The following is a 15,815-nucleotide window of genomic DNA, read 5'->3' on the forward strand; positions in this document are numbered from 1 at the left end:
GCCGGATATGGAAGCACGGTAACGTGTGGAGTTGACCGGTACTAATAGGCCGAGGGCTTGTCCTCAGTTGCTCGCGTCCACTGTGTTGGTTCTGAAACCACGAACAACCCCATGTTTGTGCATGGTGCGGTTGAGTGTTTCATAGTGTTTCGGTGGTCATAGCGTAGGGGAAACGCCCGGTTACATTCCGAACCCGGAAGCTAAGCCTTACAGCGCCGATGGTACTGCAGGGGGACCCTGTGGGAGAGTAGGACGCCGCCGAACTCCTCTTGAGCTCCGGCTCTCGGGCATACAACCCGAGAGCCGGAGCTTCTTTGCGTTGCGGTAAAGTCATGGAGCATCGTTGACACGTTTTCCCACAGGAGGCTCCCGGGTGGAGGTCCAGGAGACGCGCGTCCAGACGGACCGCGTCCTCACCATCCCCAACATCCTCAGCATGGCGCGGCTCCTCGGCGTGCCGCTCTTCCTGTGGCTCATCCTCAGGCCGGAGTTCGGCGGACCCAACAGCGACGGCTGGGCGCTGCTCGTCCTCGCACTGAGCGGCGTCAGTGACTACCTCGACGGCAAGCTGGCGCGTCGCTGGAACCAGATCAGCAATCTGGGCCGGCTCCTCGACCCCGCGGCGGACCGGCTCTACATTCTGTCGACATTGGTCGGTCTGACGTGGCGCGAGATTCTGCCGCTGTGGCTCACGGCCGTACTTCTTGCCCGAGAACTGGTCCTGCTGGTGATGGTGGGCATCCTCCGGCGGCACGGCTATCCGCCGCCGCAGGTGAACTTCCTGGGCAAGGCCGCCACCTTCAACCTGATGTATGCCTTCCCGTTGCTCCTGCTCAGTGACGGATCCGGCTGGATCGCGTCACTCGCCGCAATCTTCGGATGGGCGTTCGCCGGATGGGGTACAACCCTGTATTGGTGGGCAGGAGTTCTCTACGTGATACAAGTCCGCCGTCTGGTTCGTGCGGACGCCATGGCCGATTGAACTCGCTGATTCGCAAGCGCAGCGTTGCGCCCCTTCCCGCAGGGTGACCCTGCGGACCATCTCTGCGAGTGACGTCGGTCAGACCGTCGTCTCTTCGAGGAGGACGCTTCCGACATGAAGGCCGTCGTGATGGCCGGGGGAGAGGGCACACGCCTTCGCCCCATGACCTCAAGCATGCCCAAGCCGCTCCTGCCGGTCGCCAACCGGCCGATCATGGAGCACGTGCTGCGGCTGCTCAAAAAGCACGGGCTCAATGAAACCGTGGTGACCGTCCAGTTCCTGGCGTCCCTCGTCAAGAACTACTTCGGTGACGGCGAGGAGCTCGGCATGGAGCTCACGTACGCCAATGAGGAGAAGCCCCTCGGAACCGCCGGAAGCGTCAAGAACGCCGAGGAGGCGCTGAAGGACGACGCCTTTCTCGTCATTTCCGGTGATGCGCTGACCGACTTCGACCTCACCGAGCTCATCAATTTCCACAAGGAAAAGGGTGCGCTGGTCACGGTCTGCCTGACCCGTGTTCCCAATCCTCTCGAATTCGGCATCACCATCGTGGACGAGGAGGGCAAGGTCGAGCGCTTCCTCGAGAAGCCGACCTGGGGCCAGGTCTTCTCCGACACGGTGAACACCGGCATCTACGTGATGGAGCCGGAGGTCTTCGACTACGTCGAGGCCGACGTGCCCGTCGACTGGTCCGGCGACGTCTTCCCGCAGTTGATGAAGGAGGGCAAGCCCGTCTACGGGTACATCGCCGAGGGCTACTGGGAGGACGTCGGCACCCACGAGAGCTACGTGAAGGCGCAGGCCGACGTCCTCGAGGGCAAGGTCGACGTCGACCTCGACGGGTTCGAGATCTCGCCCGGCGTGTGGGTCGCCGAGGGGGCCGAGGTGCACCCGGACGCCGATCTGCGCGGACCGCTGTACATCGGCGACTACGCCAAGGTCGAAGCGGGCGCCGAGATCCGCGAGCACACGGTCGTGGGCTCCAACGTCGTCGTCAAGAGCGGTGCCTTCCTGCACAAGGCCGTCGTCCACGACAACGTGTACGTCGGGCCCCACAGCAACCTGCGCGGCTGCGTCGTCGGCAAGAACACCGACATCATGCGCGCGGCGCGGATCGAGGACGGCGCGGTCATCGGTGACGAGTGCCTGGTCGGTGAGGAATCGATCGTCCAGGGCAACGTGCGGGTCTACCCGTTCAAGACCATCGAGGCGGGCGCGTTCGTCAACACGTCCGTCATCTGGGAGTCCCGCGGCCAGGCACACCTCTTCGGTGCCCGCGGGGTCTCCGGCATCCTCAACGTCGAGATCACGCCCGAGCTGGCCGTGCGCCTCGCCGGCGCCTATGCGACGACCCTGAAGAAGGGCTCGACGGTCACCACGGCCCGCGACCACTCCCGCGGTGCCCGCGCACTGAAGCGCGCCGTGATCTCCGCGCTGCAGGCGAGCGCCATCGACGTACGGGACCTGGAGAACGTTCCGCTGCCCGTGGCCCGGCAGCAGACCGCACGGGGCAGCGCCGGCGGCATCATGATCCGGACCACGCCCGGGGTACCGGACTCGGTCGACATCATGTTCTTCGACGGGCAGGGCGCCGACCTGTCGCAGGGCAGCCAGCGCAAGCTGGACCGGGTGTTCGCACGCCAGGAGTACCGGCGTGCCTTCCCGGGCGAGATCGGCGACCTGCGCTTCCCCGCCAGCGTTTTCGACTCGTACACCGGGTCGCTGCTGCGCAACGTCGACATCACCGGAATCGCCGAGTCCGGGCTGAAGGTCGTCGTCGACGCGTCCAACGGAAGCGCCGGCCTCGTCCTGCCCAGCCTGCTCGGGAAGCTGGGTGTGGACTCGCTGACGATCAACCCCGGTCTCGACGAGTCCCGCCCGACCGAGACGGCCGACGTGCGGCGCTCGGGGCTGGTACGGCTCGGGGAGATCGTGGCGTCGTCCCGGGCCGCGTTCGGGGTGCGGTTCGACCCGGTGGGCGAGCGGCTGTCCCTGGTGGACGAGAAGGGCCGGATCATCGAGGACGACCGGGCCCTGCTGGTCATGCTCGACCTCATCGCGGCCGAGCGCCGCAGCGGCCGGGTCGCGCTCCCGGTGACGACCACCCGGATCGCCGAGCAGGTCGCCGCCTACCACGGCACCCAGGTCGAGTGGACGACGACGTCGCCCGACGACCTGACCCGCGTGGGCCGCGAGGAAGGGACGATCTTCGGCGGCGACGGCAAGGGCGGCTTCATCGTCCCCGAGTTCAGCAGCGTCTACGACGGCACCGCGGCCTTCGTACGGCTGATCGGCCTGGTGGCCAGGACGCAGCTCACGCTCAGTCAGATCGACGCGCGGATCCCGCGGGCCCACGTGATCCGTCGCGATCTCGCCACGCCGTGGGCCGTCAAGGGCCTCGTCATGCGGCGCGTCGTCGAGGAGGCGGGAGACCGCTTCGTCGACACCACCGACGGGGTGCGCGTCGTCGAAGCCGACGGCCGTTGGGTCATGGTGCTGCCGGACCCGGCCGAGGCGGTCACCCACCTGTGGGCGGAGGGCCCCGACGACGCCTCCGCGCAGGCGCTGCTCGACGAGTGGTCCGCCGTCGTGGACAGCGCCGGACGGTAGGCGGACGCAGCCCGGCCGGCGCCCGGTCCCGAGCCACCGGGCGTCGCCCGGCCGGGACAAGGAGCGGTATGCGTGCGTGCCGGACAAGCCTCCCCAAGGGGGCCTGTCCGGCACCCGGCCAGGGCCGTTCGGAGGTACCGGCCGCGACGTGCGACGATGTCCGGCATGCCGCAGCAACCCCCGGTTCGGAGCACACCGACGCGGCCACCGCGCCCGGACGCGTCCATGTCGTTGCTCACCAACGTCATGGACCACAGCCTCGACGACGGATACGCCGAGGCCGCGGAGCGCAGGAAGGCCGCGGGTGAAGGCGGCCTGCCGAAGACCCTCCGCGCCAAACTGGGACTTGCCGTGGGCCTGGTTCTGGCGGCCCTGGTCGTCACCGTCGGAGCGGCGCAGGCCCGGGTCAGCGCCCCGGTCGTGGCGAAGGAACGCGAGGAACTGATCGACCGCATCGACCAGGAGACCGAGGCGGCCGACAAGCTGGAGAGCCGGGTCGACGCGCTGCGCGCGGACGTGGACGCCCGCCGGCAGGAGGCCCTCAGGGACAGCGGCGGTGACCGCTCCCGGCTGGTGGGCGTACTCGCCGGGTCGGTCGCCGTGCACGGGCCGGGCGTGCGGCTCGTCGTGGACGACGCGAAGGACGCCGGCACCGGCGGCAACGGTGACCCGCGCTCGGCGTCCGGCTTCTCCGACACCGGCCGGGTCCGGGACCGCGACATGCAGCGCGTGGTCAACGGGCTGTGGGAGTCGGGAGCCGAGGCGATCTCCATCAACGGTCAGCGGCTGACCGCCCTGTCGGCCATCCGGGCCGCGGGGGACGCGATACTGGTCGACAACAAACCGCTGGTGCCGCCGTACACGGTGCTCGCGGTGGGGGACGGACCGTCGCTGAGCGAGCGGTTCCAGAACAGCGCCGACGGGCTCTACCTGCACGCCCTGCAGGAGAACTACGGGATCCGCACCGCCCTCTCCACGGCGGACGACCTCCGGCTGCCCGCCGCACCGAGTGTCATCGTACGAACCGCGCAGCCGATATCCGGAAAGGGCACATCGTGATCGCCGTACTGGGCCTCGTCGTGGGAGTCGTGGCCGGCCTGTTGGTCCGGCCCGAGGTTCCGGCGGTCGTCGAGCCGTATCTGCCGATCGCCGTCGTGGCGGCGCTGGACGCCGTCTTCGGCGGACTGCGCGCCATGCTCGACGGCATCTTCGACGACAAGGTCTTCGTGGTGTCGTTCCTGTCCAACGTGGTCGTGGCCGCGCTGATCGTCTTCCTCGGCGACAAGCTGGGCGTCGGCGCCCAGTTGTCCACCGGTGTGGTGGTCGTCCTCGGCATCCGCATCTTCTCCAACGCCGCGGCGATCCGCCGCCACGTCTTCCGGGCGTGAGGCCGATGAACGAGCGCGAGCAGGACCACGGAACCGGCCGCCCCGACGAGCCCCAGAGCGGCACGGACGAGGCGGCGGCACGCACCGGAGCGGGACCCGAGGCCGAGGGCCGTCCCGAGCCGCCGATGGGCGAGGACGGCCGGACGGGGCCGCTCCCCGGGCAGGGAGAGCGCCCTGGGCCCGCGCGCGCAACCGAGGGACGCCCGGCGCCCGGTGCCGCACCCGGCGCGGAGCACCGCTCCGGGCCGTCACAGGGGAACGAGGGCGGACCGGCACAGACCCCTGGACCCGGCCGCCGTCCGGATCCGGAACACGGTCCCGGCCCGGCGCCCGACGTCGAGGGCCGTCCGGGACGGACCTCCGGCCCGCAGCAGCACCGTCCTGCCCCGGCGCCTGGCACCGATGCCCGTGCGGGACGGACGCCGGGGCCGGAGCATCGTCCCGGCCCGGTGCGCGGCGCAGGCGGACGCCCTGTGCCCGCATCGGGGCAGGGGGACCGCCCGGGGCCGCCGCCCGGCGCCGGTGACGGGCCGGGGACGGCACCCGGAGGCGAGCCCCGCCCCGGAGGCGAGGCCCGTCCCGGACCGCCGCGCGGACGTGAGGGCAGGCCGGGCCCGCACCCGGGACCGGAGGCACGCCCCCGGCCGGAGCAGCGCCCCCGGCCGGAGGGGCGCCCCGGGGCGGAGGGACGTCCCGGGCCGGTGCGGGGCCGGACCGACGGGCGACCGGAGCAGGCCCCCGGGCCCGGGGGCCGCCCGGCCCCGGTGCGCGGTACCGGCGGACGACCGCCGGGGCCCGTCCGCGGAGCGGAGGGACCTCCCGGGCCGCCGCGTGCGAGCGACGGCCGACCCGGACCGACTCCCGGCCCGGGCAACCGTCCTGGTCCGGTGCGCGGGACCGACGGCCGCCCCGGACCCGGCCCTGCGCCCGGCAACCGTCCAGGGCCGGCGCCCGCCTCCGGCGGGAACCGCCCCGGTCCGGCACCGGTACCGGGGGACCGCCCCGGGTACGTGCCGGGGCCCGACGGGCGTCCCGGTCCCCACCGGGCGGCGCCGCCCGGTGGGCAGCGAGCACCGCAGGCACCCCGCCCCGGGCAGCGAGCACCGCAGGCACCTCGCGCCGAGCAGGGGGCCCCGCACACCCCGCCTCCCGGGCAGCGAACACCGCAGGTGCCCCGCGCCGGACAGCGGCCCCCGCAGGCCGGGCCGTCCGCACAGGAGCGGCCGGAGCGCGGGAGCGGGCTGCGCAAGGAGTTGCCCCAGGAGGTGCCCGCGAGCGCGCCGGGAGCCGTGGAGGACGGCACGCAGGCGCAGCCCGTGCCGGAGCTGACCGGGCGGCAGCGGCTGGTGAAGGGGCTGTGGCCGCCGAGGCTGACGCGGGCCCAACTGATCGTCGCCGTGCTGCTGTTCGGCCTGGGCTTCGGCCTGGCCGTCCAGGTGGCCTCCAACAGCGACGGCGACAACGCCCTGCGCGGAGCACGTCAGGAGGATCTCGTCCGCATCCTCGATGAACTCGACGACCGCACGCAGCGTCTTGAGGACGAGAAGGCGGGCCTGGAGGAGCAGCGCGACGAACTGGAGAACAGCTCCGACCAGGCCGAGGAGGCCCGGCGGCAGACGGCCGAGCGGGAACGGCAACTCGGCATCCTGGCGGGCACCGTGGCGGCCCAGGGGCCCGGCATCACGATGACCGTCGAGGACCCGAAGGGGACGGTCGAGGCGGACATGCTGCTGGACGCCGTCCAGGAGCTGCGCGCGGCGGGTGCGGAGGCGATCCAGGTGAACGGCGTACGGGTGGTGGCCAACACCTATCTGACGGATTCCGGCAACGGCGTGGGGGTGGACGGGAACAAGATCACGGCCCCGTATCGTTTCAAGGTCATCGGCAAGCCGCAGGACCTCGAGCCGGCGCTCAACATCCCTGGAGGCGTGGTGCAGACTCTCGAGAAGGAACAGGCCACCGTGACCGTGGAGAGGTCGACCAAGATCGTCGTGGATGCCTTGCGAGCGGCGAAGCGGCCTGACTACGCTCGGTCGTCCTCCCGGTGAACCGGGGGTGCATGCGGCCCGTCCGGCGAGGGCATGAGGTTGCGGGGGGTCGGCGCACCGATTGGGCGGTGCGTGGTGGAAACTGTCTGGTGGATACGGACGTTGTGAGGATGTCCGGGTCGTCGGCCAGTGTGTTCAGTCAGGGTTCGTCCTGCCCCACGGGCGGGTCTGTTTCGGTCAAGGGGAATCGCCCGTGAAGTTGTTTGCGAAGTTGTTCGGCAAGAGCGCGCGAGAGGACAACGCCAACGCGACCGCTCGCCATCGCGCGCAGCCCGAGGAGGACGGCGGACGTCCGCTGTTCCGGGATCAGGTCGGTGCTCCGGGCGCGCCGTCGGTTGACCCTGCGCAGCAGGGAGGCATAGGTTTCGGGCAACCGTCAACCTCAGGTACGGGTGGAGACTTCTCCGGTCCGTACGCGTCCCAAGCCCCCGGTGGGCAGCCGCGGCAGGAGGATCCGTCCATGTCGGCCCTGGTGTGCACGAGGTGCGGTAACCGCAACGCGGAGAACAGCCGCTTCTGCTCCAACTGCGGCGCGCCGCTGAAGCCCGGCGTCACCCCGGAGCGTCCGTCGGAGACGACGTCGACCATCTCGATCTCCGGTCTCGAGGCGTACGACTCCGAGACGACCGGCCAGACCCAGATGCCGATGCTGTCGCCGGAGGCGCAGGCGGCGGTCGACGCGCTGCCGTTCGGCTCGGCGCTGCTGGTGGTGCGCCGGGGGCCCAACTCCGGCAGCCGCTTCCTGCTCGACGGCGACCTGACGACGGCCGGCCGTCATCCGCAGAGCGACATCTTCCTGGACGACGTGACGGTCTCCCGGCGGCACGTGGAGTTCCGCCGGAGCCAGGACGGTTCGTTCACGGTGGCCGACGTCGGCAGCCTCAACGGCACCTACGTCAACCGGGAGCGGATCGACCAGGTCGCCCTGTCCAACGGGGACGAAGTGCAGATCGGCAAGTACCGGCTGGTCTTCTACGCGAGCCAGCGGGGCTACTGAGGTCCCCGGGCCGCGTCCCGGGGACCCGAGGGAAGGTCCATGCCTCACACACCGAGCGGCGGCACCGGACACGGTGCCGCCGCCGCGGACACCGGACTGATGAGCATCGGCACGGTGCTGAACGTGCTGCGCGAGGAGTTCCCCGAGGTCACCATCTCGAAGATCCGCTTCCTGGAGGCGGAAGGGCTCATCGAGCCGCGGCGCACCCCGTCGGGGTACCGCAAGTTCAGCGCCCAGGACGTGGAGCGCCTGGGGCAGGTGCTGCGCATGCAGCGGGACCACTACCTGCCGCTCAAGGTCATCCGGGAGCACCTGGACGCCGTGGAGCGGGGTGAGGCGGTGTCGCTGCCGGTCGTGGGCCGTCAGCGGGACGGCGAGGGCGTCGAGCCCGTGCTCGCGGACGTGCCGACGGCCGCCCGCATCGGCCGGGCGCAGCTGCTGGCCGCCGTCGGAGTCGACGAGCGGGAGCTGGCGGAGTGGGAGTCGTACGGACTCCTCACCCCGGTGGAGGACGGCGTCTACGACGCCGAGGCGGTGACCGTGGCCGGACTGGTCCGCGAGCTGGGCCGGCACGGGATCGAGCCGCGGCACCTGAGGGCGATGAAGGCCGCGGCCGACCGGGAGGCCGGGCTGGTGGACCAGGTCGTCGCGCCCTTGCGGCGGCACCGCAACCCGCAGACCAGGGCCCATGCGGAGGCCCGCACGAAGGAACTGGCGGGGCTGACCGCCCGGCTGCACGCCACGCTGGTCCACCTGGCCCTCGGTGTGCGCGCCCCCTAGGGACCTGGGTACCCGGCAGCCGCTCCCGTCCCGCGTCGGGCGTCCGGGGCGGTTCCGGGCTGCGCCCGTCGGGAGGCCGGATCGCTCACCCGTTCCCGGCCCGACTACCCAAACATCCCGGGCACGGCCTAGGGTTGCTGTGTGAACGAGCTCGATGTCGTAGGTGTCCGGGTCGAAATGCCCTCCAACCAACCGATCGTGCTGCTGCGTGAAGTGGGAGGGGACCGCTACCTCCCCATCTGGATCGGACCGGGGGAGGCGACGGCCATCGCCTTCGCCCAGCAGGGCATGGCCCCTGCTCGGCCGCTGACCCACGACCTGTTCAAGGACGTGCTGGAAGCCGTCGGACAGGAGCTCACGGAAGTGCGCATCACCGATCTGCGTGAGGGCGTCTTCTACGCGGAGCTGGTCTTCGCCAGTGGCGTGGAGGTCAGCGCGCGCCCGTCCGACGCCATAGCGCTGGCGCTGCGCACGGGGACGCCCATCTACGGCAGTGACACCGTGCTCGACGACGCCGGCATCGCCATTCCGGACGAGCAGGAGGACGAGGTGGAGAAGTTCCGCGAGTTCCTCGACCAGATCTCGCCGGAGGACTTCGGCACCAGCAGTCAGTGAGCGGCGCGCTCCGGGGCGCCGCACAGCGGCCGTACAGGGCCGCACGAGGGCCGTACAGGGGCGCGATCCCGCCCGTGCGGAGCGCATTCGGCTAGCCTTTCCCCGCGACGGGGCACGGGAAACCACTCTTAGGGTGATTATCACTCGGCGTGCCGAGTGTGGCGATCGTTGACGCACCCTTGGTGACTGCCTACCGTCGAGGAGGCAGGTCAAGGACGGAGGTCGGCGTGAGAAGCAGCGGCGACGGTACGGCTGGGGGTGCCCCCGGACTGGGGGCGAGCAGCCCGTACCCTCCCATGGGCTCTCGGCTCCGCGTGGGCGGGGTGTACCCCCCGCACAGCAGCACGGCCGAGCACGCGCGACATCTGACGGCCGCCTCGGCGGACACCAAAGGGGCAACGTCCATGGCGTCCGACGAGATCGGCTACCGGGGTCCCACCGCCTGCGCCGCCGCGGGGATCACCTACCGCCAGCTCGACTACTGGGCCCGTACCGGCCTGGTGGAGCCGAGCGTGCGCCCCGCCCACGGATCCGGCACCCAGCGGCTGTACAGCTTCCGCGACGTCGTCGTCCTGAAGATCGTCAAGCGCTTCCTCGACACCGGTGTGTCGCTCCAGAACATCCGCACGGCGGTCCAGCACCTGCGCGAGCGCGGCTTCAGCGATCTGGAGCGCATGACCCTGATGAGCGACGGGGCCACCGTCTACGAGTGCACCTCGCCCGACGAGGTGCACGCCCTGCTCCAGGGTGGCCAGGGCATCTTCGGCATCGCCGTGGGCGTGGTGTGGCGGGACGTCGAGGGGGCGCTGTCCCAGCTGCACGGCGAACGCGTCGACACCGGCGAGACGCTGGTCGGCCACAACCCCGCGGACGAACTGGCCCGACGGCGCAACCGGGCCGTCTGAGACCGGCCCCGGCCCGCACCTGAGGGGCTCCCGCCGGCCGGGACGGCGATCCCGGCCGGAACCGGGCCGGTCCCCGACCACCGGAACCCACCCCCGCCCGGGCCGGGCACACCCCGAACCCGAACCCGGATTCCGCCCGGACCCGAACCCGAAATCCGCCCTGATCCAGTCCGGACAGGCCCCGGACCCGAACCCGGACCCCGCCCCGGACGCGCCCAAGCCCCGCCCGGACCCGGCCCGGACCGTCCGAGCCCTCACCCGGACACGCCCCGGCCCGGCTGCCCGGACCCGCCCCGGCTCCGGCCCGGACACGTCCGCCGGTCGCGGAGCGCCCCGGTGGGGCGTTGTCAGTGGCATGGGGCAGCATCGAAGACGTGAGGTCCGCGCCCACGATCCTGCATCTCGACATGGATGCCTTCTTCGCCTCGGTGGAGCAGGCGTCCAAGCCGAGTCTGCGCGGGAAGGCGGTCGTGGTCGGCGGTCTCGGGCCGCGCGGGGTGGTGGCCACGGCCTCCTACGAGGCCCGGGTGTTCGGCGTGCACTCCGCGATGCCCATGGCGCAGGCGCGCCGGCTGGCCCCGCACGCCGCGTACCTCGTGCCGCGCTTCGCCTTCTACCGCTCCCTCAGCGAGCAGGTCATGACCCTCCTCAGGGACCTGTCCCCGCTGGTGGAGCCGCTGAGCCTGGACGAGGCGTTCGTGGACCTGGAGGCCGCCGGCGCCGCCTGGGACGAGACGTCGGCGCGCCGTGTCGGAGCCGGCCTGCGCGCGGACATCCGCCGGGTCACCGGGCTCACCGGATCGGTGGGGCTGGCCGCCTCCAAGATGCTCGCCAAGATCGCCTCCGAGCGGGCCAAGCCGGACGGCCTGGTGGTCATCGAACCGGGGACCGAGCGTGACCTGCTCGCGCCGCTGTCGGTGCGGACCCTGCCGGGCGTCGGTCCGGCCACCGGCGACCACCTGCGCCGCGCGGGCCTGTACACGGTGCGGGACCTCGCCGAGGCGGGCGAGGACGAACTGGTGCGGCTGCTGGGCAAGGCGCACGGGCACGGGCTGTACGCCATGGCGCTGGCGCACGACGAACGGCCCGTGGTGGCCGAGCGGGAGGCGAAGTCGGTGTCGGTGGAGGACACCTACGACGTCGACATCCACGACCGGGTCCGGGTCGGCACGGAGGTGCGGCGGCTCGCCGACCGGTGTGTGCGCCGGCTGCGCGGCGCGGGCCTGTCGGGCCGCACCATCGTGCTGAAGGTGCGCCGCTACGACTTCTCGACGCTCACCCGGTCCGAGACGCTGCGCGGGCCGACGGACGACCCGGCGGTGGTGCGGGAGGCCGCGGCCCGCCTGCTCGACGCGGTCGACACCACGGGCGGCGTGCGGCTCCTCGGCGTCGGCGTCACCGGCCTGGCCGACTACACGCAGGAGGACCTGTTCGCCCAGGCGGCAGGGGAGCGGGAGGAGGCCGTACCCGAGGAGACCGCCGTCGCACCCGCTCCCGAGGACCGGCCGGCGCCGGAGCGGAGCTGGCCCGCCGGACACGACGTACGGCACGCCGTGTTCGGCCACGGCTGGGTGCAAGGCAGCGGGCTGGGCCGGGTCACCGTGCGCTTCGAGACGCCCGGCTCCGCACCGGGCCGGGTCAGGACCTTCCGCACCGACGACCCCGACCTGCAGTTCGAGGACCCGCTCCCGCTGGTCCCCCGCGACCCCGGCCCACGGGACGCCGCCCCGGCCGCCGCGGACGGCACCGGGTGACCGCGGCGGTGACGGCGCCGGGCACTTCCAAGGGGCACGGGGGCGCCGGACCGGTCGCGGGACGGCTCCGGCTCAGGCCGGCTCGTCCTGGCCCGCGAGCCTGCCGAAGTCGCGGTCCGGGAGCGGCGGCGGGGCGGCGACGTCCAGGCCGTAGTGGTGGTAGAGCTGCAGCTCCTGCTCGGGGGAGAGGTGCCGTCCGACGCCGAAGTCGGGGGCGTCCTTGATCAGGGCGCGGTCGAAGGGGACGTGGAGGGCGCCCTCCACCAGTTCGCTCGGTTCCAGGGGGACGAAGGCGTCGCGGCCGAACAGTCCGGTGCGTATCGCCGCCCACTCGGGGACTCCCGTGGCGTCGTCGAGGTAGACCTCGTCGATCGTTCCGATGCGGTGTCCGTTGCGGTCGAACGCCTTGCGGCCGATCAGGTGGCGCGGGTCGATGTCGGTACGCACGGGCCCTCCACAGGTCGCACTCATCCGTAAGCACTACAGAACGGCACATTCGGTCCGGCGGCCACTCGAAGGTCCGTGCGGGGCCCTCGCTGGTACGCTGGCTTTCGGCCGCTGACCCCGTGCGGGAGAGTCCTCCAGGCACCATCGGAGGCGCCGAAGGAGCAAATCCTCCCCGGAATCTCTCAGGCCCACGTACCGCACGGACGAGGTCACTCTGGAAAGCAGGGCGGGTGTCGACGGCTTCCGCTCTCACCGACGGTGAAAGCCGGGCGTCCCTGGGGCGGTCCGGTGAAGCTCTCAGGTCGAGATGACAGAGGGGGAGGCCGTCCGGGTACCCGTGCCGTGGTGCCCCACGAAGGTCGTCAGACCAGGAGGCCTCCGCAATGACCGCCCATCGCACTCCGCTCTCCGAGCTCGAGCAGGGGATCCCCTTCGAGCAGCGCCACATCGGACCCGACCACGAAGCCCGGGCCAAGATGCTCGCCCAGGTCGGCTACGGCTCGCTGGACGAGCTGACGGCCGCCGCGGTGCCGGACGTCATCAAGAACGCCGACGCCCTGGACCTGCCCGGAGCCCGCAGCGAGGCCGAAGTGCTCGCCGAACTGCGCTCCCTGGCCGGACGCAACCAGGTGCTCGGCTCGATGATCGGGCTCGGCTACTACGGGACGTTCACCCCGCCCGTCATCCTGCGCAACGTCATGGAGAACCCCGCCTGGTACACGGCGTACACGCCCTACCAGCCGGAGATTTCCCAGGGCCGCCTGGAGGCCCTGCTGAACTTCCAGACCACCGTCGCCGAGCTGACCGGGCTGCCGACCTCCGGCGCCTCGCTGCTCGACGAGGGCACCGCCGCCGCCGAGGCGATGGCGCTGTCGCGGCGCATGGGCAAGAACAAGAAGGGCCTGTTCCTGGTCGACGCGGACGCCCTGCCGCAGACCATCGCCGTGATCCGCACCCGCGCGGTGCCGACCGGCGTGGAGGTCGTCGTCGCCGACCTCAGCGACGGCATCCCCGCCGAGATCGCCGAGCGCGAGATCAACGGCGTGCTGCTGCAGTACCCCGGCGCCTCCGGCGCCGTCCGCGACCTCAAGCCGGTCATCGAGCAGGCGCACGACCTCGGCGCCCTGGTCACCGTCGCCGCCGACCTGCTGGCGCTGACGCTGCTGACCTCGCCCGGTGAGCTCGGCGCGGACATCGCCGTCGGCACCACCCAGCGGTTCGGCGTGCCGATGGGCTTCGGCGGGCCGCACGCCGGCTACATGGCCGTGCGGGAGAAGATGGCCCGCAGCCTGCCCGGCCGCCTCGTCGGCGTCTCCGTCGACGTCGACGGCAACCAGGCCTACCGGCTCGCGCTGCAGACCCGTGAGCAGCACATCCGCCGGGAGAAGGCCACCAGCAACATCTGCACCGCCCAGGTGCTGCTCGCCGTCATGGCCGGCATGTACGCCGTCTACCACGGCCCGGAGGGCCTGCGCACCATCGCCCGGCGCACCCACCGCTACGCCACGATCCTCGCCGAGGGCCTGCGGGCCGGCGAGGTCGAGATCGTGCACGACTCCTACTTCGACACCGTGACCGCGCGGGTTCCCGGCCGGGCCGGCGAGGTCGTCGCCGCCGCCCGGGACAACGGCGTCAACCTGCGGCTCGTCGACGCGGACCACGTCTCGGCCGCCTGCGACGAGACCACCACCCGCGACCGGCTGACGGCCGTCTGGCGGGCCTTCGGGGTCGACGGCGACGTCGAGTCCCTGGACGGCACCGCGCGGGACACCCTGCCGGAGGCGCTGCTGCGCTCCGACGAGTTCCTGACCCACCCGGTCTTCCACCAGTACCGCTCCGAGACGGCGATGCTGCGCTACCTGCGCCGGCTCGCCGACCGGGACTACGCGCTGGACCGCGGCATGATCCCGCTGGGCTCCTGCACCATGAAGCTCAACGCGACGACCGAGATGGAGCCGATCACCTGGCCCGAGTTCGGTCAGCTGCACCCCTTCGCGCCCGCCGAGCAGGCCGCCGGGTACCTCACGCTCATCCGTGAGCTGGAGGACCGGCTTGCCGAGGTCACCGGCTACGACAAGGTCTCCCTGCAGCCCAACGCCGGCTCCCAGGGCGAGCTGGCCGGTCTGCTCGCGGTCCGCGGCTACCACCGGGCCAACGGCGACGAGCAGCGCACCGTCTGCCTCATCCCGTCGTCCGCGCACGGCACCAACGCCGCGAGCGCCGTCATGGCCGGCATGAAGGTCGTCGTCGTCAGGACCGCCGACGACGGCGAGGTCGACGTCGAGGACCTGCGCGCCAAGATCGAGCAGTACCGCGACCAGCTCGCCGTGCTGATGATCACCTACCCGTCGACGCACGGGGTGTTCGAGGAGCACGTCGCCGACATCTGCGCGGCGGTGCACGAGGCGGGCGGCCAGGTCTACGTGGACGGCGCCAACCTCAACGCCCTGGTCGGTCTGGCCAAGCCGGGCCACTTCGGCGGCGACGTCTCGCACCTGAACCTGCACAAGACCTTCTGCATCCCGCACGGCGGCGGCGGCCCCGGCGTCGGCCCGGTCGGCGTCCGCGCCCACCTGGCGCCCTACCTGCCGAACCACCCGATGCAGCCCGAGGCGGGCCCGGAGACCGGGGTCGGCCCGATCTCGGCGGCACCCTGGGGGTCGGCAGGCATCCTTCCCATCTCCTGGGCCTACGTCCGGCTCATGGGCGGCGAGGGCCTGAAGCGGGCCACGCAGGTGGCGGTGCTCAGCGCCAACTACATCGCCAAGCGTCTGGAGCCGCACTACCCGGTGCTCTACACCGGCCCCGGCGGGCTGGTCGCGCACGAGTGCATCATCGACCTGCGCCCGCTGACCAAGGCGACCGGCGTCAGCGTCGACGACGTGGCCAAGCGGCTGATCGACTACGGCTTCCACGCGCCGACGATGTCCTTCCCGGTGGCGGGCACGCTGATGATCGAGCCGACCGAGTCGGAGGACCTGGCCGAGCTCGACCGGTTCTGCGAGACGATGATCGCCATCCGCGCGGAGATCGAGAAGGTCGGTTCGGGCGAGTGGCCCGCCGAGGACAACCCGCTGCGCAACGCCCCGCACACCGCGGCCGCGCTCGGCGGGGAGTGGGATCACGCCTACAGCCGGGAGGAAGCGGTGTTCCCGGCCGGCGTGAACGCCGCCGACAAGTACTGGCCGCCGGTGCGGCGCATCGACCAGGCCTTCGGCGACCGCAACCTGGTGTGCTCCTGCCCGCCGATGGACGCGTACGAGGACTGAGAGGCGCTGGACGCCTACGA

General features: G+C 71.8%; 11 protein-coding genes, 1 rRNA gene, 1 pseudogene and 1 riboswitch. Of the genes and pseudogenes, 12 read left to right on the top strand and 1 reads right to left on the bottom strand.

Annotation, left to right across the window (positions count from 1 at the left end):
* Positions 1-148: 148 nt before the first annotated feature.
* The 11 genes and pseudogenes from rrf to AC02VZ_RS08935 all read left to right on the top strand — a co-directional run bounded on the left by rrf (position 149) and on the right by AC02VZ_RS08935 (position 12,233).
* Positions 149-264 (top strand): 5S ribosomal RNA (gene rrf / locus AC02VZ_RS08885).
* 109 nt (positions 265-373) lie between these two features.
* The gene (gene clsA / locus AC02VZ_RS08890) at positions 374-982 is read left to right on the top strand and encodes a cardiolipin synthase ClsA (protein WP_432058643.1); all 609 of its coding nucleotides are present in this window, start codon (positions 374-376) and stop codon (positions 980-982) included.
* Between the two features lie 114 nt (positions 983-1,096).
* A complete protein-coding gene (locus AC02VZ_RS08895) occupies positions 1,097-3,592 on the top strand; it encodes a mannose-1-phosphate guanyltransferase (protein WP_362100922.1) in 2,496 nt (831 codons plus the stop codon).
* 225 nt (positions 3,593-3,817) lie between these two features.
* Positions 3,818-4,651, top strand: a complete 834-nt coding sequence (locus AC02VZ_RS08900) for a DUF881 domain-containing protein (protein ID WP_432058642.1) — start codon at positions 3,818-3,820, stop codon at positions 4,649-4,651.
* On the top strand, positions 4,648-4,980 hold the full coding sequence (locus tag AC02VZ_RS08905) for a small basic family protein (RefSeq protein ID WP_003988855.1): 333 nt from the start codon (positions 4,648-4,650) through the stop codon (positions 4,978-4,980). The genes AC02VZ_RS08900 and AC02VZ_RS08905 overlap by 4 nt, the downstream gene beginning before the upstream one ends.
* Positions 4,981-6,245: 1,265 nt before the next feature.
* Positions 6,246-7,028: a DUF881 domain-containing protein gene (locus AC02VZ_RS08910; protein ID WP_432058641.1), complete on the top strand. Its 783-nt coding sequence runs from the start codon at positions 6,246-6,248 to the stop codon at positions 7,026-7,028.
* A 61-nt stretch (positions 7,029-7,089) separates the two neighbouring features.
* Positions 7,090-8,025 carry an FHA domain-containing protein gene (locus tag AC02VZ_RS08915; RefSeq protein ID WP_432058640.1) on the top strand — a complete coding sequence of 312 codons (936 nt, stop codon included), beginning with the start codon at positions 7,090-7,092 and terminating at the stop codon, positions 8,023-8,025.
* A gap of 39 nt (positions 8,026-8,064) precedes the next feature.
* Entirely contained in the window at positions 8,065-8,805 is a 741-nt protein-coding gene (ftsR, locus tag AC02VZ_RS08920; protein ID WP_432058639.1) for a transcriptional regulator FtsR, read from the top strand.
* A 141-nt stretch (positions 8,806-8,946) separates the two neighbouring features.
* Positions 8,947-9,420, top strand: coding sequence for a bifunctional nuclease family protein (locus AC02VZ_RS08925; RefSeq protein ID WP_026253112.1), 474 nt, complete (start codon positions 8,947-8,949; stop codon positions 9,418-9,420).
* A 227-nt stretch (positions 9,421-9,647) separates the two neighbouring features.
* Entirely contained in the window at positions 9,648-10,325 is a 678-nt protein-coding gene (locus tag AC02VZ_RS08930; RefSeq protein WP_432058638.1) for a MerR family transcriptional regulator, read from the top strand.
* Positions 10,326-10,699: 374 nt separating this feature from the next.
* A pseudogene (locus AC02VZ_RS08935) lies at positions 10,700-12,233 on the top strand (DNA polymerase IV).
* Here AC02VZ_RS08935 and AC02VZ_RS08940 read toward each other — a convergent pair.
* Positions 12,152-12,526, bottom strand: coding sequence for a PRC-barrel domain-containing protein (locus tag AC02VZ_RS08940; protein WP_362100941.1), 375 nt, complete (start codon positions 12,524-12,526; stop codon positions 12,152-12,154). The pseudogene AC02VZ_RS08935 and the gene AC02VZ_RS08940 overlap by 82 nt on opposite strands.
* 112 nt (positions 12,527-12,638) lie before the next feature.
* Positions 12,639-12,734, top strand: a riboswitch (glycine riboswitch).
* 175 nt (positions 12,735-12,909) lie between these two features.
* On the opposite strand from AC02VZ_RS08940, the gene gcvP reads away from it, so the two are divergent.
* Positions 12,910-15,795: an aminomethyl-transferring glycine dehydrogenase gene (gene gcvP, locus AC02VZ_RS08945; protein ID WP_476475035.1), complete on the top strand. Its 2,886-nt coding sequence runs from the start codon at positions 12,910-12,912 to the stop codon at positions 15,793-15,795.
* Positions 15,796-15,815: the final 20 nt, after the last annotated feature.

The organism is Streptomyces sp. 3-6, assembly GCF_056323165.1.